The 21,124-nt window shown below is 73.5% G+C and carries 19 protein-coding genes; 9 read left to right on the plus strand and 10 right to left on the minus strand.

Annotated elements, in window-relative coordinates:
* Positions 1-21: 21 nt before the first annotated feature.
* Genes ACZ4UB_RS20315 through rsmH form a run of 3 tightly spaced genes read right to left on the minus strand, consistent with a single transcriptional unit; the run spans position 22 to position 3,440 of the window.
* A complete protein-coding gene (locus tag ACZ4UB_RS20315) occupies positions 22-1,986 on the minus strand; it encodes a peptidoglycan D,D-transpeptidase FtsI family protein (RefSeq protein ID WP_354383900.1) in 1,965 nt (654 codons plus the stop codon).
* A gap of 4 nt (positions 1,987-1,990) precedes the next feature.
* Complete coding sequence (gene ftsL, locus ACZ4UB_RS20320) at positions 1,991-2,473, minus strand: cell division protein FtsL (protein ID WP_468071889.1); 483 nt, start codon at positions 2,471-2,473, stop codon at positions 1,991-1,993.
* Positions 2,474-2,510: 37 nt separating this feature from the next.
* A complete protein-coding gene (gene rsmH, locus ACZ4UB_RS20325; RefSeq protein ID WP_468071924.1) occupies positions 2,511-3,440 on the minus strand; it encodes a 16S rRNA (cytosine(1402)-N(4))-methyltransferase RsmH in 930 nt (309 codons plus the stop codon).
* 385 nt (positions 3,441-3,825) lie between these two features.
* Between rsmH and ACZ4UB_RS20330 the strand changes: the two genes are divergently transcribed.
* The 4 genes from ACZ4UB_RS20330 (at position 3,826) to ACZ4UB_RS20345 (ending at position 9,228) form a co-directional block, all read left to right on the plus strand.
* Positions 3,826-4,377 carry a beta-class carbonic anhydrase gene (locus ACZ4UB_RS20330; RefSeq protein WP_468071891.1) on the plus strand — a complete coding sequence of 184 codons (552 nt, stop codon included), beginning with the start codon at positions 3,826-3,828 and terminating at the stop codon, positions 4,375-4,377.
* 98 nt (positions 4,378-4,475) lie between these two features.
* Positions 4,476-5,486, plus strand: coding sequence for an AAA family ATPase (locus tag ACZ4UB_RS20335; protein ID WP_468071893.1), 1,011 nt, complete (start codon positions 4,476-4,478; stop codon positions 5,484-5,486).
* Positions 5,486-6,835, plus strand: a complete 1,350-nt coding sequence (locus tag ACZ4UB_RS20340) for a DUF58 domain-containing protein (protein WP_468071894.1) — start codon at positions 5,486-5,488, stop codon at positions 6,833-6,835. The genes ACZ4UB_RS20335 and ACZ4UB_RS20340 overlap by 1 nt, the downstream gene beginning before the upstream one ends.
* Positions 6,832-9,228 carry a transglutaminase TgpA family protein gene (locus tag ACZ4UB_RS20345; RefSeq protein WP_468071896.1) on the plus strand — a complete coding sequence of 799 codons (2,397 nt, stop codon included), beginning with the start codon at positions 6,832-6,834 and terminating at the stop codon, positions 9,226-9,228. Before ACZ4UB_RS20340 ends, ACZ4UB_RS20345 begins: the two co-directional genes overlap by 4 nt.
* Positions 9,229-10,056: 828 nt before the next feature.
* Here the strand turns inward: ACZ4UB_RS20345 and ACZ4UB_RS20350 are convergent.
* Genes ACZ4UB_RS20350 through ACZ4UB_RS20360 form a run of 3 tightly spaced genes read right to left on the minus strand, consistent with a single transcriptional unit; the run spans position 10,057 to position 13,578 of the window.
* Positions 10,057-10,683 carry a TetR/AcrR family transcriptional regulator gene (locus tag ACZ4UB_RS20350; protein WP_385781011.1) on the minus strand — a complete coding sequence of 209 codons (627 nt, stop codon included), beginning with the start codon at positions 10,681-10,683 and terminating at the stop codon, positions 10,057-10,059.
* 29 nt (positions 10,684-10,712) lie between these two features.
* On the minus strand, positions 10,713-12,797 hold the full coding sequence (locus ACZ4UB_RS20355) for a YhgE/Pip family protein (RefSeq protein ID WP_468071898.1): 2,085 nt from the start codon (positions 12,795-12,797) through the stop codon (positions 10,713-10,715).
* Complete coding sequence (locus tag ACZ4UB_RS20360; protein WP_468071900.1) at positions 12,769-13,578, minus strand: ATP-binding cassette domain-containing protein; 810 nt, start codon at positions 13,576-13,578, stop codon at positions 12,769-12,771. Before ACZ4UB_RS20360 ends, ACZ4UB_RS20355 begins: the two co-directional genes overlap by 29 nt.
* A 182-nt stretch (positions 13,579-13,760) precedes the next feature.
* On the opposite strand from ACZ4UB_RS20360, the gene ACZ4UB_RS20365 reads away from it, so the two are divergent.
* The 5 genes from ACZ4UB_RS20365 (at position 13,761) to ACZ4UB_RS20385 (ending at position 17,912) form a co-directional block, all read left to right on the plus strand.
* The gene (locus ACZ4UB_RS20365) at positions 13,761-14,234 is read left to right on the plus strand and encodes an SAV_6107 family HEPN domain-containing protein (protein WP_354383890.1); all 474 of its coding nucleotides are present in this window, start codon (positions 13,761-13,763) and stop codon (positions 14,232-14,234) included.
* 89 nt (positions 14,235-14,323) lie between these two features.
* The gene (locus ACZ4UB_RS20370) at positions 14,324-15,082 is read left to right on the plus strand and encodes a methyltransferase (protein WP_354383889.1); all 759 of its coding nucleotides are present in this window, start codon (positions 14,324-14,326) and stop codon (positions 15,080-15,082) included.
* Between the two features lie 252 nt (positions 15,083-15,334).
* Positions 15,335-15,745 (plus strand): DUF3040 domain-containing protein, encoded by a 411-nt coding sequence (locus tag ACZ4UB_RS20375; protein ID WP_354383888.1) that lies wholly within the window; start codon positions 15,335-15,337, stop codon positions 15,743-15,745.
* A gap of 106 nt (positions 15,746-15,851) precedes the next feature.
* On the plus strand, positions 15,852-16,469 hold the full coding sequence (locus ACZ4UB_RS20380) for a DUF4126 domain-containing protein (RefSeq protein WP_354383887.1): 618 nt from the start codon (positions 15,852-15,854) through the stop codon (positions 16,467-16,469).
* An 18-nt stretch (positions 16,470-16,487) separates the two neighbouring features.
* Positions 16,488-17,912: a phytoene desaturase family protein gene (locus ACZ4UB_RS20385; RefSeq protein WP_468071903.1), complete on the plus strand. Its 1,425-nt coding sequence runs from the start codon at positions 16,488-16,490 to the stop codon at positions 17,910-17,912.
* A gap of 21 nt (positions 17,913-17,933) precedes the next feature.
* Here the strand turns inward: ACZ4UB_RS20385 and ACZ4UB_RS20390 are convergent, their stop codons facing one another.
* The 4 genes from ACZ4UB_RS20390 to ACZ4UB_RS20405 all read right to left on the minus strand — a co-directional run bounded on the left by ACZ4UB_RS20390 (position 17,934) and on the right by ACZ4UB_RS20405 (position 20,962).
* Positions 17,934-18,821: a hypothetical protein gene (locus tag ACZ4UB_RS20390; protein WP_468071905.1), complete on the minus strand. Its 888-nt coding sequence runs from the start codon at positions 18,819-18,821 to the stop codon at positions 17,934-17,936.
* A gap of 41 nt (positions 18,822-18,862) precedes the next feature.
* A complete protein-coding gene (gene metF / locus ACZ4UB_RS20395) occupies positions 18,863-19,777 on the minus strand; it encodes a methylenetetrahydrofolate reductase [NAD(P)H] (RefSeq protein WP_354383884.1) in 915 nt (304 codons plus the stop codon).
* 108 nt (positions 19,778-19,885) lie between these two features.
* Positions 19,886-20,524 carry a thiamine phosphate synthase gene (gene thiE / locus ACZ4UB_RS20400; protein ID WP_354383883.1) on the minus strand — a complete coding sequence of 213 codons (639 nt, stop codon included), beginning with the start codon at positions 20,522-20,524 and terminating at the stop codon, positions 19,886-19,888.
* A gap of 72 nt (positions 20,525-20,596) precedes the next feature.
* Positions 20,597-20,962 carry an Rv2175c family DNA-binding protein gene (locus ACZ4UB_RS20405; RefSeq protein ID WP_468071908.1) on the minus strand — a complete coding sequence of 122 codons (366 nt, stop codon included), beginning with the start codon at positions 20,960-20,962 and terminating at the stop codon, positions 20,597-20,599.
* Positions 20,963-21,124 lie beyond the last annotated feature (162 nt).

The raw sequence follows: 21,124 nt of genomic DNA on the forward strand, positions 1-21,124 counted from the left end.
TCTGGTGGCGCGGGGGTCTGCTCACTGGCCGGGTTCGAAGGTGACCGGCAGCCCGGCGGGGGCGGTGCCGCTGGGGGCGACTTGGAGGGTCTTGAGGGCGAACTCCATGACCTTCTTGTAGATGGGCCCGCAGATCTGTCCGCCGAAGTAGCTGCCCTTGGTGGGGTTCTGGATGGCGCAGTACACGGTGATGCGCGGATCGTCCGCGGGGGCGAAACCTGCGAACGACGCGGTGTAGCCCTTGTAGCGGCCCGTGGCCGGATCCACCCGGTTGGACGTTCCGGTCTTGCCGCCGACCCGGTAGCCCGGGATGCGTGCCTTGGTGCCGGTGCCCTCCTGGTCGTCGACGACCGATTCGAGCATTTCGGAGAGGGTCTTGGCGGTTTCGGCGCTCACCACGCGTTCCTTGGCGGGCGCGGCGGCCTGGCTGAACCGGCCGTCGGGTCCCTTGGTGCCGCGGACCAGGGTGGGCGTGATCCGGACACCGCCGTTGGCGATCGTCGAGTACACGGAGGCCGCCTGCATGGCGTTGAGCGAGAGGCCCTGGCCGAAGGGGATCGTGTACTGCTGGGAGGTGGACCAGGCCCCGGGCTTGGCCAGGATGCCGCGGGACTCGCCCGGGTAGCCGAGGCCGGTGGGCGATCCGATGCCGAACTTGTCCAGGTAGGAGTACAGCACCTTGTTGGCCTCGGCCTGGTTGGCGCCGAGCTGGCCGGTGGCCAGGATGGTGCCGATGTTGCTGGACTTGGCGAGGACCCCGTTGAGGGTCAGGTTCCAGGTCGGGTGATCGACGTCGTCCTTGAAGAGCCGGTCGCCGCGGTGCAGCCGGTTGGGGACCGTGACGTGCGTGGTGGGCGTGGCCTTCTTCTCCTCCAGGACCGCCGCCATCGAGATCACCTTGGCCGTGGACCCGGGCTCGTAGACGTCCTGGAGGGCCGCGTTGCCCATGGCGGCGGAACGGGCCTTGCCGAGGTCGTTGGGGTCGAAGCCGGGGGCGTTGGCCATGGCCAGCACCTCGCCGGTGCGGGTGTCCTGGACGATGACGTACCCGCGGTCGGCCTCGGACTTCTGGACCTGCTCGGCGATGGCGCTCTGGGCCGCCCACTGGATGTCGCGGTCGATGGTCAGCTCGACGTCCTCGCCGGGCACGGCGGGCTTCTCGCTGGATCCGGCGGTGGGGACGCGGCGCCCTCCGGACTGGGCGTAGGTCAGTTCGCCGTCCTTGCCGGAGAGCTTCTTGTCGAGGGAGGACTCCAGCCCGCCCGCGCCCTTGCCCTCGGCGTTGACGTAACCCAGTATCCCGGCGGCCAGGTCCCCGTTGGGGTACACCCGCTTGCTGCTGGGCTCCTGGAAGACGCCCGCGAGGACGTTCGCGCCGGGGCCGTTGTTCTTCTTGTCGGCCGCGGCCTTCTCGGCGAAGACCCGCTTGAGGTCCTTGATCTGGTTCCAGACCTGGGGGGTCTGGCGGCGGGCGAGGACGACGTAGCGGGAGTTCTTCGTCGCGAGCCGCTCGGTCAGCTCCTTGGCGTCCTTGCCGAGGATGGGGGCGAGGAGGGCGGCGGCCTGCGCGGGGGCGTCCGGGGCCTTGCTCTCCTGCGGGGTGAACATCGAGGGGTCGGCGGTGATGTCGTGCGCGTCGACGCTGGTGGCCAGGGCCACGCCCTTGCGGTCGGTGATGTTCCCGCGCTCGGCGGCCAGGGTGTAGCTGGCGAAGCGGTTCTTGGACGCCTCGGCGGAGAAGGAGGACGCGTCGACCGCCTGGACCTGGAGCAGCCGGATCACGAAGGCGACCATGACCAGCGTCAGCCCGACGCCGACCAGCCGCAGCCGGGGCTTGGGGGCGCCGAGGCGGATCGTGTGCGGCGCGCGGGGCGCGGCCGGGCGGCGGGTGGCGGGCCGCGACGCCGGCCGACCGGCGGGGCGCGCGGTCGTACGGGGCCGGGGCGGCCCGGGGACCCGGCGCCGCGGGGGTTCCTTGGGGCTCACTCGGTCACCTGCCGGGGTTCGGGGTGGGCTTGCCCGCGGAGGGCGGGGGCGGGACGGCGCCCGGCGCCGCGGCGGGCGGGGCTGCGGGCTGCGGGGCGGACGGCGGGGCGGAGGGCGCGCCGGACGGGGGCGCGGACTGCGGCGCGCCCGAGGCGGCCGCGGGCGGCGGGGAGGGCGGCGGCGGGACCTCGGCGGCGGTCGGCGTGCCGCTGACCTTGCCGTCGGGGCCGAGGAAGACCGGGCTGCCGCCGGGTACCAGCCCCAGCTCGCGGGCCCGGCGCTCCAGCGCGTCGGGCGCCGACTGGGCGTCCACGTCGCGCTGGAGGGCCTGCTGCTCGTCGGTGAGCGAGGTGGTCTCCTTCTTCAGCTTGCTCAGCTGGAAGGAACCCTGGTTGAGCGCCGAGTTGAGCAGCAGCAGGCTGATCAGCCCGCCCGCGAGCAGTACGACGACCAGCAGCACGAAGGGCGTCCGCCCGGCCTTGCTCACCCGATCTCCTCCCGGTGCGCCCGCCGCCCGCCCGCGGTCACAGGTGTTCCGCCCGGATCCGCTCGACGCCGCGGCAGCGGGCCGGGGCCGCGCGGCGGTTCTCCGCGATCTCCTCCTCCGTCGGCAGTTCCGCGCCGCGGGTGAGCAGCTTCAGCTTCGGCTGGTACTTCTCCGGCACGACGGGCAGTCCGGGCGGCGCGGTGTTCGCGGCGCCGGCCGCGAAGACCTGCTTGACCAGGCGGTCCTCCAGCGAGTGGTAGGACAGCACCGCGATCCGGCCGCCGACGGCGATCCGCTCCACGGCCGCCGGGATCGCCCGCTCCAGGCCCGACAGCTCGCCGTTGACCTCGATGCGCAGGGCCTGGAAGGTCCGCTTGGCCGGGTTGCCGCCGGTCCGCTTGGCGGCCTGGGGCAGCGCGTCGCGGATCAGTTCGACCAGTCGGGCGCTGTTGCTGAAGGGTTCCTTCGCGCGCTCGCGCACCACCGCGGAGACGATCCGCTTGGCCTGCTTCTCCTCGCCGTACTGGCGCAGGATCCGCACCAGCTCGCCCGGCGGGTAGGTGTTGAGGACCTCGGCGGCGCTCATGCCCGTCGTCTGGTCCATCCGCATGTCCAGCGGCGCGTCCTGCGCGTAGGCGAAGCCGCGGTCGGCCTCGTCCAGCTGCATGGAGGAGACGCCGAGGTCGAAGAGGATGCCCTGGACGGTGGGCGTGCCGAGGCTGTCGAGCACCTCGGCCAGGTCGGCGTAGATCGCGTGCACCAGGGTCGCGCGGTCGCCGAACGGCGCGAGCCGCTCGCCGGAGAGCCGCAGCGCTTCCTTGTCGCGGTCGAGCGCGATCAGGCGCGCTTCGGGGAACCGGGTCAGCAGGGCCTCGCTGTGGCCGCCGAGGCCGAGGGTGCAGTCGACGACGACGGCCCCGGGCCTCTCCAGCGCCGGGGCCAACAGGTCCAGGCACCGCTGGAGCATCACCGGGACGTGTCGGGACTCGCTAGTCAAAGCGCCCTCTCAGGTAACGGCGCGGCAGGCGTACGCACCACCGGGCCGGCCGGTGAGCCGGAGGAGGCCGGGCCGTGCGTACGCGCCGCGCACGCGGAGTTTCATCGGGGGCCGGGGGGCCGGTGAGGGCCGGGCCCCGGCCGGTTCGCGCCACTTTAGTCCAACGGTCGCCGCGGTCAACGAACCGCCCCGCGCGCCGTGCGCCGCTCTCCCGATGAACCGGCAAATGGTGCGAATCACCCGGACGGCCGCGCCCGCCCCACCCTTGTGGGTTAGCTCACAACAAGGTCCATTGACGTTCTTTGTCCATCCTCTCTCCCTGCCTACACCAGCGGTGACCATTACCGTCGTAGACATGACGACCTCCGCACACCTGCCTGCCGAGTCCGCGCCCCAGACCACGGACGGCGAGACCGTCACCGACCGCCTGGTGCACGCGAACGCCCGCTACGCCGCGCAGTTCGCCGACCCGGGCATGGACGCCCGTCCGGTCCTGAAGGTGGCCGTCGTGGCCTGCATGGACGCCCGCCTCGACCTGCACGCCGCCCTGGGCCTGCAGCTCGGCGACTGCCACACCATCCGCAACGCGGGCGGCGTGGTCACCGACGACACCATCCGCTCGCTCACCATCAGCCAGCGGGCGCTCGGCACCCGCAGCGTGATACTCATCCACCACACCGGCTGCGGCCTGGAGAGCCTGACCGAGGACTTCCGGCACGAGCTGGAGGACGAGGTCGGCCAGCGCCCCGCCTGGGCCGTCGAGGCCTTCCGCGACGTGGACCAGGACGTCCGCCAGTCCATGCAGCGCGTGCGGACCAACCCGTTCCTGCCGCACCGCGACGACGTGCGCGGCTTCGTCTTCGACGTGCACACCGGGCTCCTGCGCGAGATCAGTGCCCTCTCTTGAGTGACACCGGGCCGTAACGCCGTCAACAATGTGTCTTTCGGGGTGGGCCGGACATGCGCAATGGGCGTCGGCCCGGTGAAAGGGCACAGGAGAACCAGGTGACCACGTATGACGACCGAGCGAACCTCGCTGATCTGACCACGACGGCGGAGCGGATCCGCCGCTCGGTCGAGAGCGTGATCGAGGGCAAGCCCGAGGTCGTCCGCCTCGCGCTGACGGTCCTGCTCGCCGAGGGGCACCTCCTCATCGAGGACGTGCCCGGCGTCGGCAAGACCATGCTGGCCAAGACCCTGGCCAAGTCGATCGACTGCTCGGTGCAGCGGATCCAGTTCACCCCGGACCTGCTGCCCTCCGACATCACCGGCGTGAGCATCTACGACCAGCAGCGCCACGAGTTCGAGTTCAAGCCCGGCGCGATCTTCGCCCAGATCGTGATCGGCGACGAGATCAACCGGGCCTCGCCCAAGACCCAGTCGGCGCTGCTGGAATCGATGGAGGAACGCCAGGTCACCAGCGACGGGCAGACCTACCGGCTGCCCGCGCCCTTCATGGTCGTCGCCACCCAGAACCCGGTGGAGATGGAGGGCACCTACCCCCTCCCCGAGGCCCAGCGCGACCGCTTCATGGCCCGCGTCTCCGTCGGCTACCCCAGCCCCGAGGCCGAGCTGGAGATGCTCGACGTGCACGGCGGGCTCTCCCCGCTCGACGACCTCACCGCCGTCGCCCACGCCCACGACATCCTCAAGCTGATCGAGGCCGTCCGCGAGGTGTACGTCGCCGAACCCGTCCGGCGCTACATCGTGGACCTCGTCTCCGCGACCCGCAGCCACCCCGAGCTGCGCCTGGGCGCCTCGCCCCGCGCCACCCTGCACCTGCTCCGCGCGGTCAAGGCCTCCGCCGCCCTGACCGGCCGCGACTACGTGCTGCCCGACGACGTCCAGGCCCTGGCCGGCCCGGTGCTCGCGCACCGCCTGCTGCCCACCGCGCAGGCCCAGCTCAGCCGCCGCACCGCCGAACAGCTGATCGCCGAGATCATCCAGCGCACCCCGGTCCCGGCCGCCGGCGCGCGCGGCGAGCAGCCGCCCGGCGCGGGCGTCCGGGGCTTCTGATGGGCGCCGGTACCCCTGGCGGTGCCGGCGGCGAGGGCGCCGGAGTGCGCGCGGCGCTCTCCGGCCTCACCACGCGCGGCCGGTCCTTCCTGGCCGCGGGCATCGCCGCCGCCATCTGCGCCTACGTCCTGGGCCAGTCCGAGCTGCTGCGCGTCGGGCTGCTCCTCGCCGTCCTGCCGCTGATCTGCGTCTTCGCCCTGCACCGCACCCGCTACCGGGTCTCCGGCAGCCGCCGGCTGACCCCCGCGCGGGTGCCCGCGGGCGCCGAGGCCCGGGTGCAGCTGCGGATGGACAACGTCTCCCGGCTGCCCACCGGCCTGCTGATGCTCCAGGACCGGGTGCCGTACGTGCTCGGGCCCCGGCCCCGCTTCGTGCTGGACCGGGTCGAGCCGGGCGGCCGCCGCGAGGTGTCCTACCGGGTCCGCTCCGACCTGCGCGGGCGCTATCCGCTCGGCCCGCTCCAGCTGCGCCTGGCCGACCCCTTCGGGCTGGTCGAGCTGACCCGCTCGTTCAGCACCTACGACACCCTCACCGTGGTCCCGCGCACCGAGCCGCTGCCGCCCGTGCGCCTGGCCGGGGAGTCCTCCGGCTACGGCGACGGCAGCCTGCGCGCGCTCGCGCTCGCCGGGGACGACGACGTGATCCCGCGCGGCTACCGGCACGGCGACGACCTGCGTCGCGTCCACTGGCGCTCCACCGCCCGCTACGGCGAGCTGATGGTGCGCCGCGAGGAGCAGCCGCAGCGCAGCCGGGCCACCGTGCTCCTGGACACCCGGCGCCTGGCCTACGAGGGCGCGGGCCCCGACTCGGCCTTCGAATGGGCCGTCTCCGGCGCCGCCTCCACCCTGGTCCACCTGCTGGAGCGGGGCTTCTCCGTCCGGCTGCTGACCGACACCGGGAACGCGGTGCCCGGCGAGGGCGCCGGAGGCTTCTCCTCGACCGGCCAGGAGTCCGCCGAGGCGGCCGGGCTGATGATGGACACCCTGGCGATCGTCGGGCACTCCGACGGCGCCGGGCTCTCGCGCGCCCACGACGCGGTGCGCGGCGGCCAGGACGGGCTGCTCGTCGCCTTCCTGGGCGAGCTGGACGACGTACAGACCGCGATGGCGGCGAAGATGCGCGGCCGCACCGGCGGCGCGATCGCCTTCGTGGTGGACACCGACGCCTGGGCCGACCCCGCGGCGGCCGCCGCCGGGCCGCCCGCCCCCCTGGCCGAACGACTGCGACAACTGCGCGACGCGGGCTGGACCGCGGTCGCCGTGCCCCCCGGGACGGCCTTCGCCGACCTGTGGCGGCAGGCGGCCACCGGCCAGGGCCACGACGCGAACACTTCCGGAGGCAGGCCATGAGCGGCCGGGCGAGACTGACCCTGTTCGCGCTGCTGGCGACCCTGCTCACCTCGGGCGCCCTGCTGCCGCTGGTGCATCCGGCGACCTGGATCTTCCAGGCCGCGGCGCTGGCCGCCGTGCAGAGCGGGGTGGGCGCGGCGGCCCGGCGGGTGCCCCTGGCACGCCCGCTGACGGTGGCCGCGCAGCTGCTGGTGTCGCTGCTGCTGCTCATGCTGCTCTTCGCCGGACGGGGGGCCTCCACCGGCTCGGGCCCGCTGGCGTACCTGGTGACGGACTTCGGCGGGCTGTACGGGCAGGGGGTGCGGGACGTCGGCGAGTTCGCGATCCCCGCACCGCTGACCGACGGCATCCGGCTGCTGCTGATCACCGGCGTGCTGGGGATCGGGCTGCTCGTGGACATGCTGGCGGTGACCGCACGGGCCGCCGCGGCGGCCGGGCTGCCGCTGCTCGCGCTGTACTCGGTGGCCGCCGGGCTCAGCGGAGGCGGCGGCGCGTCCTGGCTGTGGTTCGTGCTGGCCGGCTGCGGCTACCTGCTGATGCTGCTGGCCGAGAGCCGGGACCGGCTGGCCCAGTGGGGCCGGGTCTTCGGCGGCGCCGCCCCGGGCGGGCCCCCGTCGCGGACCGGCTTGGGCGTCGGGAACCGCCCGCTCGCCCCCGTACGGACCGGTCGGCGGATCGGCGCGGTCGCCCTCGGGCTCGCGCTCGCGGTCCCGGCGGCCCTGCCCGCCCTCAGCAGCGGACTGCTGGACGCGCGGGGCGGCGGGGGCGGCGGGGGCGTGGGCACCGGGGTCGGGCAGGCGGTCAACCCGCTGGTGGCCCTCCAGGACAGCCTCAACACTCAGGACGACCGCGAGGTGCTGAAGTACCGCACGGACGGCAAGCAGCTCTCCGACCAGTACCTGCGGATCCTCTCCCTCGACCAGTTCGACGGCGTCAAGTGGGAGGCCTCCGCGCGCCCGCTGAGCGACCTCCCCGCACAGCTGCCGAACCCGCCGGGGCTGGCCCGGGACGTGCTGGCCTCCTCCGCCGAGATCCGCACCAGCATCTCGGCGTCGAGCACCTACGCGCAGCGCTACCTGCCGATGCCCTACCCGGCGACCGCCGTCGACGTCCGCGGCCGCTGGCGCTTCGAACCGGTCGGGCGGACCCTGGTCGGCGAGCAGCTGGGCAAGGACAGGTACCAGAACGCCCAGGGCGCGCAGTACACCGTGCGCAGCGTCGAGCTGCGGCCGACGGCCGAGCAGCTCGCGGCGGCCCCGCCCGCCGCGCCCGAGGTCCTCGGCGAGAACACGCGGCTGCCGGACAACCTGCCGTCGGTGGTCTCCGAGACGGCCCGCAAGGTCACCCAGGGCGCGCGCGGCGACTACGCGAAGGCCGTGAAGCTCCAGGACTACTTCGCCGTCGACGGCGGCTTCACCTACGACACCAAGGTCGCCTCGGGCAGCGGTTCGCAGGCCATCGCGAAGTTCCTCGCGGACAAGCGCGGCTTCTGCATCCACTTCTCCTTCTCGATGGCGACGATGGCCCGCTCCCTCGGGATCCCGGCCCGGGTCGCCGTCGGCTTCGCGCCCGGCACCAAGCAGGGTGACGGCAGCGTGGTCGTGACGATGCGGGACGCGCACGCCTGGCCCGAGCTCTACTTCGAGGGCGTGGGCTGGACCCGCTTCGAGCCGACCCCGCAGCGGGGCAACGCGCCCGCGTACACCCGGCCGCAGACCCCGGTCTCGCAGCCGTCCGCCTCGGCCGCGCTGCCCTCGGCATCGGCCTCCGCCCCGACGCCCGCTCCCTCGCAGTCCGAGGACTGCACGCCGAAGCAGAAGCAGCTCGGCGACTGCGGGAACGCGGCGGCGAGCGCGGGCGCGGGCGGCGGCGGTGACGGCGTCCCGGTCGGTGCGGTGCTCGCCTGGTCGGCGCTGGCCGTCCTGCTGCTGGCCGTTCCGGTGGTGCCGCTGCTGTGGCGGGGCCGGGTACGGGGGCGGCGGCTGCGTTCCGGGGATCCGCTGGAAGCGTGGCGGGAGCTCGGGGACGCGGCGTGGGACGTCGGCATCGTCCCCGACGAGGCGCTCTCCCCACGGGCCGCGGCGGCCCGGATCGTGGCGGGCGGACGGCTGGAGGCGGATGCCGCCGAGGCCGTGCGGCGGGTCGCGGGTGCGGTGGAGCGGGAGCTGTACGCGCGCCCGGACGCGGTGGCTCCCGCGGGGGCCGGGCTGGCCCCGGACGTCCTGGCGGTCCGCCGGGCCCTGCTGGCCGCGCTCTCCCGCCCCGCCCGGCTACGGGCCCTGCTGGCCCCCCGCTCGGCGGCCCGCGTGGCCTGGGCCACCTCGACCCGCTGGTCCACCCTGACCCAGCACGCCACCGCCCTGACCCACCGCCTACGCCCCCGCCGCACCTGACCGGGCCACCGGCCGGGTGCCCTCAATCGCCGGGCAGGCTGAAACTCCCCGCCTCCCCCGGGGACGCCTCCGGCGAGGGCCCTCAAACGCCGGGCGGGCTGAATCCCCGCCCCGGCGGGCCCTGAAAGACGGAACAGGCCGCAACCCAGCCCGTCCGGCGATTGAGGCACAGCCACACCGGGGCGGGCCAAGGAAACCCGCCCCGGGCAGGCCGAAAGCCCAGCCCGACGGGACCTCGAAAACCGGGCAGACCGCAAACCCAGCCCGTCCGGCGTTTGAGGACCCGCCGGAGGCACGGCCGCAGGCTGAACCCCCGCCCCAGCAAGCCGAAAGCCCAGCCCACCCCGGCAGGTCCTCAAAAACCGGGCAAGCCGCAAACCCAGCCCGTCCGGCGATTGAGGACCCGCCGGAGGCACACCCACACCGGACCAGGCCAAGAAAACCCGGCCCCGGGCAGACCGCAAACCCAGCCCGTCCGGCGTTTGAGGACCCGCCGGAGGCACAGCCGCGGGCTGAATGCCCGCCCCGGCGGAGGCTCCGGCGGGGGTGGGGAACGCGGAACGCCGGGGCGGTCCGGCTCGATCCCCCCGAGCCGGAACGCCCCGGCGTTCCGTTCCGACTGCTGAGCCCCCCGCCCCGCACCCGGCGACGGGCACCCCGCCCCGCTCCGCGGCCCCGTGTCCGCGGTGCGGGCCGAGGCCCGTCCGTCGCCCCCATTCTGCGGTCACCGCAGGTGGGAGCCCATCCGTGCGCGTACTCATTTGTACGCCTAGGTACGGATACTCAGTTCTATGCGACCACCCGGCACGGCGGACACCGCCGACCGGGTCACCGGCTCCCGCTGACCCGCCCCCGCAGCAGCAACGACAGCGCCGAGTGCACGTCGTCGATCGACCGCTCGCTCTGGAAGGACTGCCAGTCCAGCGCGGCCACCAGCACCATCCCGACGAGCGCCGCCGCCGTCAGCGGCACGTCGATCTCGGCGCTCAGCTCCCCCCGCTCGACCCCTTCCCGCAGCACGGTCTCGACCACGGCCACCGCCTCCCGGCGGACCACCATGAGGGTGGACTGCCAGGCGCGGTTGGTCCGCCAGAGTTCGGCGACGTACAGCTGGGTGAAGGCCGGGTAGCGGTCGATGAAGACGAGACCGGCCCGGATCATCTGGTCGAGCGCCTCCACCCGGGTGCCACCGCGCGCCTCGGTCTCCTCGGCGGCGGTCCGCAGGGAGACGGTCAGCAGCCCCACCCCGTGCCTGAGCAGCTCCTCGAAGAGGTCGGTCTTGCTCGCGAAGTTGTAGTAGACGGTGCCCTTCGCGACCCCGGCCCGCTCGGCGATCTCGTCGACCGTGGTCGCGGAGAAGCCCTGTTCGGCGATGAGGGTGACGGCCGCTTCGTAGAGCTTCTGCCGCGTGGCCTGGCGTCGACCGGTGCCAGTACCGGTGCTGCTGCTGTCCATGGCGCTGATTCTCACAGGTCTCCGGCTCCCTAAAGGCTCAGGTCGGGGTGGAGCCGGTCCATCGTCCACACCTGCTTGCCGCGGGCGGCGAGCGAGGTGAGGGCGAGGGCGCCCGCCGTGAAGGCGGCCAGGACGGCGAATCCCGTCCACACCGGAGTGAGGTCACCGCCGGTGATCAGGCGGCGCAGGCCCTCGACGACGTAGGACATCGGCAGGTAGGGGTGGACCGCGCCGAAGAAACCGGGGCTGGTCTGGACGGGGTAGGTGCCGCCCGCCGAGGTCAGCTGGAGCATCAGTACGACGAGGACGAGGATCCGCCCGGCCGCCCCGAACTTGGCGTTCAGCCACTGCACGATCGCCGCGAAGCAGGCGGTCACCACGGCGAGGAAGCCGAGGGTGAGGGCCGGCCGGGCCATCTCCAGGCCGAGGCCCCAGTGCAGTACGGACATCAGCGCGCCCACCTGCAGGACACCGATCCCGGCCACCGGCAGCCAGCCCGCGAAGGCGATCCGCCAGGGCGAGGCGCCCGCGGCCAGGGCGCGCTTGTTGAGCGGGGCGATCAGCATGTACGCGACCATCGCGCCGACCCAGAGGGAGAGCGGGATGAAGTACGGGGCGAAGCCGGTGCCGTAGTTGGGCGCCTTGTGCAGGGACTGGTTGGCGAGCTTGACCGGGTCGGCCATGACCTCGGTGCGGGCGTCGCGCTGCGGCTGGTCGTAATCAGGGATCTTGCTCACCCCGTCGCTGAGACCGGTGGCGAGGTCGCCCGTGCCGTCGACGAGCTTGAACATGCCGCCGTCGAGGGTGTGCGCGCCGGCGCCGAGCTTGCCGACGCCGCTCTCCAGGCCGGAGGAGCCGGTGGCGGCGGTGCCGAGACCGGTGTGCAGCTGGGCCGTGCCGGTGGCGACCTTGTGGGCCCCGGTGTTGAGGGCGTCCACCTTGGCGACGGCCGCGTCGAGGTCGGAGGAGAGCGCCGGGGCCTTCGCGGCCAGGTCGCGGGCCTGCTTCTCCAGGGTGGTCAGCTGGCCCTTGAGCTTTCCGAGGTCGCCGTTCGCGTCCTTGACCAGGGTGTTGACGTCGGCGCTCAGCTCGGCGGCCTCGGCGGCGTCGTCCTTGAGCTTCTTGAGCTGCGGGCAGGAGGCGGGCTGCGGGCCGGTCGCCTTGGTGCACACGTCGGTGTAGACCGAGGCCGCGCCGGTGGAGACCCGCTGGCTGATGCGGGCGGCGTCCGGCGCCTTCTTGGCGAAGGCGTCCAGGTGGTTGTTGACCGTGTGCGCGGTGTCGGCGACCAGTTCGGCGGTGTCCGACAGCTGCTTGGGGTCCTTGATCAGCGGGCGTGCCTTGTCGGCGGCGCCGTGGACCTTGTCGGCGAGGGCCTGGGTGCCGGAGGCGAGGTCCTTCGTGCCGGTCTCCAGCTGTCCGGCGGCGGTGTCGAGCTTCTTGATCCCGCCCGCCAGCTCGCCGGTCTTCTCCTTGGCGGTGTCGAGGCCGTTGGCGAGGTCCTCGGCGCCCTGCTTGGCCTTGCCCGCGCCGTCCTTGAGCTTGGCGGCGCCGTCGGCGGCCTCGGCCGTCTTGTCGTGCAGGTCGGAGAAGGAGACGAAGATCTTGTCGAGGAACCCGCGGGAGGCGTTGGTGGACGCGGCGGAGCGGACCTCGGCGAAGACGGTGCGCGAGATCGACCCGACGATGTAGTTGTTCGCGTCGTTGGTGCGGACCTGGAGGGCGCTGGTGGTGGGGTCCTCGCCGGAGCTGGAGGCGATCTTCTGGCTGAAGTCGGCGGGCATGGTGAGGGAGAGGTAGTACTTCCCCTTCTCCAGGCCCTTGGCCGCCTCGTCGGAGTCGACCTCGTGCCACTGGAAGGTCTTGCTCTCGCGCAGCTTCTTGGTGATCTCGGCGCCCGCGTCGATGTGCTTGCCGGCGGCGTCGGCGCCCTTGTCGGCGTTGACGAGCGCGACCGGGATCTTGTCGAGGCGGCTGTACGGGTCCCAGAACGAGCAGAGGTACAGGGCGCCGTAGAGCAGCGGGAGCAGCAGCAGGGCCACGAGCGCGGCGGCGGGCAGCTTCCCCCGACCAAACCGCTTCAGCTCAAGCGCGGCGAGCTTCGGCGAGCGCATCGTCCGTCCCCTTCGTGCCGTCGTTCTGCGTGCCGTCGCTCTGCGCCGCCGCGCTGTCCACCGCGTCGTTCTTCGCCGCGTCGTTCTTCGTGCCCGTGCGCAGGACCACCGCGTCGGCGGGCGCCTCGCTGCACACCGCGATGACCGTGGTGCCGGAGTCGGCGATGTGCCGCAGCAGCGTCCAGGCCTCGGCACGCTCGGCGCCGGAGAGCTTGAGGTCGATGTCGTCGACGGCCAGCAGGCGGGGACCGCCGAGCAGGGCGACGGCCACCGAGAGGCGCAGCGCCTCCAGCCGCTCCAGGTCGCGGACCGAAGTGCGCGGGCCCTTGGGCAGGGTGTCCAGGCGGAGCCCGACGGCGGCCAGCGCGGCGTCGATCCGTGCCCGGGTGCCCGAGGCGCGCTCGGCGCGGGAGCGCAGCAGGGCGCGGACCGGGCCGTCGTAGCGGCGCTGGAGCAGCGCGCCCTCGCGCAGCTGCTCGGCCACGGTGAGCGCGGGGTCGAGGTCGGTGACGCCGGGTACCGGGCCGAGGGCGGTGATGCGGCGGACCGCGGCCATCTTCTTCGGCAGTCGGTGGCGGGCGATCTCGGCGGATCCCTCGGTGGGCTTCATCCGGCCGGTCAGCGCGAGGAGCAGGCAGGTCCGGCCGCTGCCGGAGGGCCCCTCGACGGCGATCAGCGAGCCGGCCGGGGCGTTCAGCGACACGCCTCGGAAGACCCAACCGCGCGGCCCCTTGAGTCCGAAGTCCTCGGCCGTGACGGCCGCTCCGTGCGGGCTGTCCACACCCTCCCCCTCTTTTTGAACTGACTGGTCAGTTCAAAAACTACCAGCCTCCGCCCATCCCCCGCACGCCCGGGGGGCGTTATGCGCCACTTGCCAGCAAAACCGCTGGTCAGGGCGATTGTCAGTGGGTGCCCTCACGATGGGGAGCAGAAGCACGCACACGCAACGACAGGAGGTTCGTCATGGCCACACCGTCCCCGTCCCCTGTCCACCCCGTCCTGCGCACATCGACCGCCCCTCCAGCCGCCGTCGAGCTGCTCGACAAGGCCCGGCGCGGACTCGCGGAGGCCGCCCTCCTACCCGCGGCCAACGAGCGGTACGCCACCGCCCACCTCGCCGCCCTGCGCGCCGCCGCGGCCGTGCTGGCGGCGCGCGGGCGGCCCGAGCCCGTGCACCCGCGCCGTCGACCCCGGATACGCAGCGCCTGGGAGGTGCTCCCCCAGGTCGCTCCGGAACTGACCGAGTGGAGCGCCCTCTTCGCCTCGGGCGCCGCCCGCCGGGCCCGGGCCGAGGCGGGCATAGCGGATGCCGCGAGCAACCGTGACGCGGACGACCTGGTGCGTGCCACGGCGATGTTCCTGCGCCTGGTGGACCGGATGCTGGGACTGCAACCGCTGCTCCCGGCGCCCCGCCCGGACCGCCCCGAGCTGGGATGACCCGGCCGACCGACGAGGGCAACGCGCGGCGGAGGCAATAGGGTGGGTCACTGACCGCTCACCCCTTCCGCGCCGAGGAGCCATCAGCCGTGTCGGACACTTCCCGCCCCCGCGCCTCCCTTCGCACCGCCGTGGTGTGGGAGGTCCTCAAGGACGCCCTGGAGCGCCGGGTCAAGGCGACCGGACGGGACGTGCTGGACGTACTGGACACCGGCGGCGGCACCGGCAAGTTCGCCGTCCCGGTGGCCCGGCTCGGCCACCGCGTGACCGTGGTCGACCCCAGCCCCAACGCGCTGTTCGGGCTGGAGCGCCGGGTCGGCGAGGCCGGGGTCGCCGATCTGGTGCGCGGGGTCCAGGGCGACGCCCAGGGCCTGCTCGACGTGGTCGACCGCGACGCCTACGACGCGGTGCTGTGCCACGGCGTGCTGGAGTACGTCGACGACCCGGCCGAGGGCGTGGCCAACGCGGTCGCCGCGCTGCGCCCCGGCGGCGTCCTCAGCCTGCTCGGCGCCGGTGTGGGCGGGGCCGTCCTGGCCCGCGCGCTGGCGGGGCACTTCACCGAGGCCCGGACGGCCCTGACCGACCCGGCGGGCCGCTGGGGCGCCGGGGACCCGGTGCCGCGCCGCTTCACCGCCGAGCAGCTCGCCGAGCTGGTCGGTGGAGCCGGCCTCGAAGTCGGCTCCGTGCACGGGGTGCGGATCTTCGCCGACCTCGTCCCCGGAGTCCTGGTGGACACCGAGCCGGGAGCCGTCGAGGCACTGCTGCGCCTGGAGGAAGCGGCGGCCGAGCTGCCCGCCTTCCACGCGGTCGCCACGCAGCTGCACGTCCTGGGCGAGAAGCGGGCCTGATCTGCGGCGCTGTCGATTACGGAGTAGCGCCCGGAACACCCCGTTCAGCCGGTCGGCCCCGTATGATCGGGGGACACCGGCGGGCATGGTGGACGGACCGTTGGGGAATAAGCGCCTCAACGACCGGCCTTACGACGGTACGGTTTGGCGAAATGGCGTAGAGGGGCGGGTTTCACGGGGGCGATTCCCTGCCTATCCTGGAGGGGACCCCCGGTCGCTACCCCGCGCGACCGACGGATGAGGAGGACTCCCGTGCCGCTCTCGGAGCACGAGCAGCGAATGCTCGAGCAGATGGAGCGAGCGCTGTACGCCGAAGATCCCAAGTTCGCGACAGCGCTTGAGGGAAGCGGGCTGCGTACGTACACCCGGCGACGGGTCTACCAGGCGGTCGCAGGCTTTCTGGTGGGTATCGCGCTCCTCATGACCGGAATGGTCGCGCAGAACCTGATCTGGGTCAGTGTGGTGGGATTCCTCGTCATGCTGGGCTGTGCGGTTCTCGCGGTCACCGGATGGCGCAAAGCACCCAAACCTGGCGAGCAGCCCGTGACCGGCAGCGCCGGTGACCGCGGCCTCGGCCAGAACCGGCAGCGCCGGACCATGATGAACCGGATCGAGCAGCGCTGGCAGCGCCGCCGCGACGAGCAGGGCCAGCAGGACCGCTAGGTCCCGCAAGACCTGGGGTGAGGGGACGTACGCCGGTTGGCGCGCGTCCCCTCACTCGTCTGCGGGTTTCCCCGCCCGACCGGGCGGCGTGCTGCATGATGACCGGGTGAGTGTCCTCCCCCTGGTCTTCACCAGCGGCTGGGCCAGTGGGATCAACGCCTACGCCGTGGTCCTGCTGCTCGGCATCTTCGGCGCGACCGGGCTCACCGACGAGGTGCCCGCTTCGCTCCAGCGCACCGACGTCCTCGTGATCGCGGGGATCCTGTTCCTCTGCGAGGCCGTCGCCGACAAGATCCCGTACGTGGACTCGCTCTGGGACACCGTGCACACCGTCATCCGACCCGTCTCCGGGGCCGTCGTCGGGGCGCTGCTCGCCGGACAGAGCGGTTCGCTCTCCGACATCGCCGCCGGGGCCGTCGGCGGTTCCACGGCGCTGGCCAGCCATTTCGTCAAGGCCGGCACGCGCATGGCGATCAACGCCTCGCCCGAGCCCTTCACCAACATCGCGATGAGCACGGCCGAGGACCTCGGGGTCGGCGGGATCGTCACCTTCGCCATGTTCAATCCGCAGGCCGCCGCCGTCATCGCGGGGGTGCTGCTGCTGATCGGCCTCGTGCTGCTGCTCTACCTGTGGTCCCGGATCCGCCGCTTCCTGCGCCGCCGGGCCCAGCGCCGCGAGGAGAAGCGGCTGGCCCAGGCCTCGCCGACCAGGCCGCCGGGGTGACTCGGTAGGGTCGGGCGCATGGCACGAATTGCGGTGATCGGCGCCGGGATGGGCGCGATGGCGACGGCCGCCCGGCTGGCGGTGGCAGGCCACCGGGTGACGGTGTACGAGCGCTCGGCGACCTACGGCGGGGCGCTGGGGCGCTTCGAGCGCGCCGGTTTCTCCTTCGACACCGGGCCGGGGCTGCTGCACCTGCCGGCCGTCTACCGCGACCTCTTCGTCAAGACGGGCAAGCGCCCGCTGGAGGAGTGCGTCGAGCTGACCCAGGTGGATCCGGCCGCCCGCCACCTGCTGGCCGACGGGACCGCGCTCACCCTGCCCGGCGTCTCGCGCGGCGGCGTCGCCGCCGTCCTCGACGCGGCCTTCGGCGCGGGCTCGGGGGACCGCTGGAGCGGCGTCCTCGGGCGGGCCCGCGACGCCTGGGACGCCACCCGCCGGCCGCTGCTGGAAGAGCCCCTGTGGCCCGACTGGCAGGTGCTCGGCCGCGACCCCTACCCGGCGCTGCGCGGCAGCGGGCTGCTGCGCCGCCGCCCACCGACCCTGGCCGAGATGGCCGGGCGGGAGCTGGGCGGGCCGCTGGCGGCCCTGCTGGAGGCCATGGTCCTCGGGCACGGGATCGACCCGCGCACCGCCCCCGCCGCCGCCGTGGCGCTCCCGTACATGGAGCAGACCTTCGGCAGCTGGTACGTCCGCGGCGGCCTGCGCGAGCTGGCCACCGCCGTGTACGAGCGCTGCCGCGAGCGGAAGGTCGACTTCTGCTTCGACACCGCGGTACGGGAGGTGCTGGAGCAGGACGGCCGGGCGGCCGGGGTGCTGCTGGCCGACGGGACCCGGGTCCCGGCCGACACGGTGGTCTGCGCGGTCGACCCGCGCCCACTCCTCGCCCCGCTGCTGCCGGGCGCCCTGCCCTGGCCCGCGGACGCGGTGCCCCCGCGCACCGGGGCCCTCAGCCGGAGCACCCTCTTCCTCGCGCTGCGCGGCCCCCGGCCCGCCGACGCCGTCCACCGCACCCTGGTGCACTCCCCGGGCGCCCGGCCCGTCACGGTGCTGCGCCCCGACGACCCGGCCACCCGACCCGACGCGGACCACGAGGCGGTCACCGTATCCGTCGCCTGCTCCGCCACCGGGGTTGCGGAGGGGGACCTGCTGGAGGCGGCCGCGCGGGCGGTTCCGGGGCTGCGGGATCGGCTGCTGTGGCAGGAGGCGCACACCCCGGCGGACATCGCCCGGGACACGGGCGCGGTGGACGGCGCGGTGCCGCCGCCCGCCCTCGCGGGCGCGGCCGGCCGGATGCTCTACCCCGCGAACACCACCGCCCTACCGGGCCTGTACCTGGCGGGCGGCTGGGCCCACCCCGGCGGCGGACTGGCCCACGCCGGCATGACGGGCGCCCTGGTGGCGGGCCTGATCGTAGAGGGCACCGACTTCCGCGGCTCCCGCTAGTGCCGCGTCAGTAGCGCCGCGTCAGTAGCGGTACGGCTCGTAGTCGCCCGTGCCCTGCTGGGGGTACGGGTAGGGGTGCTGGGGGTCCGTCGGGGCGCCCTGTTGCGGCTGCTGTGGGGCGTCCTGCTCCGTGTAGCGCTGCTGCGGCACCCACACGCCACCGGGCGGGGTGTCCATGGAGTACTGCTGCTGCGCCGCCTGGTTCTGGGCCGCGTACGGGTCGACGTACGGCGCGTAGTCCCCGTACCCCGCGGGCTGGGCGCTGCCGCCCGTGCCGATGTACGGGTCGGAGTAGGCCGCGTACACCTGCTGCTCCCCCGCCGCCGGATAGCCGGTCTGGTAGTCGTACCCGTCGCCCTGGGACTGCGGCTGGGACTGCTGCTGAGCCTGATGCTGGGCCTGCGCCTGCGGGAACTGGGGGTCGTAGTAGGCCGCGTACTGGTGTGCGTCCTGCTCCGGCGTCGCGAAGGGGGAGGCGAAGGCCTGGGTCGGTTGGGCCTCCCCGGCGCCGTACGTCCCCGCCTCGTCCGCGACCGGGGCCGCGGCGGCCGGGTCCGCGGCGCCCTGCGCCCCGTACTCCAGGGAGCTCACCCGCAGCGCGGGCTCGCCGCCCGCCCCGCGCCGCCGCTTGCTGGCGGTCCGGACGGGTGCGCCGCCGCGGCGCAGGGCCCAGCCGGCCACGAAGCCCTTGCGGAAGGAGAGCGTCACCAGGGCCTGGCCGACCGCGAAGGCGGTCGCGCCGGCCGCGATGACCAGCACCGACGGCAGCACGACGCCGACGACCACGCCCACGAAGCCGGTGAAGGCGAGCAGCCTCCAGCGCAACCTGGCCTTGTACTGGAGCAGTACCTCAGCAAGCAGCCACAGCGCGACGAAGCCGAACGCGATGTAGAGGACCGTCATTCCCATGCATGGCCCCTCTCGGGTAGGCCGCCCACGGGTACGGCCGTTCAGGCCCGCTGATGCAGGCCCAGGTTCTCGTAGATCTCCAGCGTCGCCGTGGAGTTGTGCGTGATGAAGTGCAGTCCCGGTACACCCTCGGACAGCAGCCGCGCGCAGAACTCCGTGGCGAACTCGATGCCCATGGAGCGTACAGCGGCGCGATCGTCCTTGACGGCGAGCATGCGCTCTTTCAACTCCGCGGGGAAGACTGCGTTGCTCAGTTCCGGCAGCCGGTCCAAGGTCTTCACATTCACAACAGGCATGACTTCAGGGATGATCGGGGTCTCGCACCCCGCCTTCTCCACCCGGTCGCGCAGCCGCAGGTAGTTCTCCGGATCGAAGAACATCTGTGTGATCGCATAGTCGGCGCCCGCACGGCACTTGTCCACGAAGTGCCGGATGTCCGTGTCCCAGTCGGGGGAACGCGGGTGCATCTCGGGGAAGGCCGCGACGCCGACGCAGAAGTCGCCGGACTCCTTGATCAGCCGGACCAGGTCCGCGGCGTAGAGCACGCCCTCGGGGTGCTCGATCCACTCGCCCAGCGGGTCGCCGGGCGGGTCGCCGCGCAGCGCGAGCATGTTGCGGATCCCGGCGTCCGCGTACTGCCCCAGGACGTTGCGCAGCTCGGCGACCGAGTGGTCGACGGCCGTGAGGTGCGCGACCGGGGTGAGGGTGGTGTCGGCGGCGATCCGCTCGGTCGCCTTGACCGTGCCGCCGCGGGTGGACCCGCCGGCTCCGTAGGTCACGGAGACGAAGCTCGGCGCGACGGCCTCGATCCGGCGCAGGGCGTTCCAGAGGCTGTGCTCACCCCGCTCGGTCCTGGGCGCGTAGAACTCGAAGGAGTACGACGGGCTCCCGGACGCGAGGATGTCGCGGACGGTGCGAGCGCGGTCCGGGCGGGTGGAAGCGGTACCTAGGGCCATACGCGCAGGTTAGACGCGGTCCAGCGGCGACCGAAGCGGCGTCCACCGATTGGACACGTTTTTGGACGGATGTCCCGGCGAAATGGCGGGGCGGCGGCGGACAGTACGTCAGCTCAGGCGTGCGCGGACCCGCTGGGCGAGGGCCGCGGCGGCCGCGCCCGGGTCGTCGGCCTCGGTGATCGCGCGGACGACCACGACGCGGTCGGCGCCGGCGTCCAGCACCTCGTCGAGGGTGGTGGCGTCGATCCCGCCGATGGCGAACCAGGGGCGGTCCTGGGCGAGGGAGGCGGTGTAGCGGACCAGGTCGAGCCCCGGCGCGAAACGGCCGGGCTTGGTCGGGGTGGGCCAGCAGGGGCCGGTGCAGAAGTAGTCGACCCCGGGCTCGGCGACGGCCGCGTCCACCTCGGACTCGGCGTGGCAGGAGCGGCCGATCAGCACGCCGGCGCCGAGGATGGCGCGGGCGGCGGGGACGGGGATGTCCCCCTGCCCCAGGTGCAGGACGTCGGAGCCGATGGCGTGGGCCACGTCGGCGCGGTCGTTGACGGCGAGGAGCTTGCCGTGCCGCCGGGCGGCCTCGGCGAAGACCTGGAGGTGTTCCAGCTCCTCGCCCGCTTCCATGCCCTTGTCGCGCAGCTGGACGATGTCGACCCCGCCCGCGAGGACGGCGTCGAGGAACTCGGGGAGATCGCCCTGCCGCTTGCGGGCGTCCGTGCACAGGTAGAGCCGGGCATCGGACAGCTGCTGCATGGGACAAACCCCCGTGGTGGTCGTGGCGTACGGGCCGTGGGCGGGCCCGCACGCCACGTGGAGCGGATCAGGTCAGAGGGCGAGCGCCTGAGCGCGGCGCTTCACCTCCGTGCCCCGATTCTCACTCAGGGCCTGCACCGGGGTGCCGGGCAGGGTGGGGTCGGCGGTGAACAGCCACTCCAGGATCTCGTCCTCGGTGAAGCGGTCGTCGCGCAGCACGGTCAGCAGGCCGACGAGGCCCTTGACGACCTTGTCGCCGTCGATGAAGGCGGCCGGCACCTGGAGGGAACGGTTCTCGCCGCGGCGCACCGCGATGAGCTGGCCTTCCTTCACCATCTGCCGGACTTTGGTCACCTCGATGCCCAGCATCTCCGCGATGTCGGGGAGGTAGAGCCAGGCGGGGACGAGGGTTTCGATCTTTGCGTCAATCTCGGTCACGAGGACAAGCCTGCCATCCGGGGCTGACAGCCGGTAGTCGGGCGGGGGGGGGGGGGGGGCGCCCGGCCCCCCCCCCCCCCCCCCCCCCCCATCTCCCCCCCCCACCACCCCCCCCCCCCCCCCCAACCCCCCCCCCTCCCCCCCCCCCTTCAGGCCGCGGAC

The organism is Streptomyces sp. NPDC028419 (genome assembly GCF_055565515.1).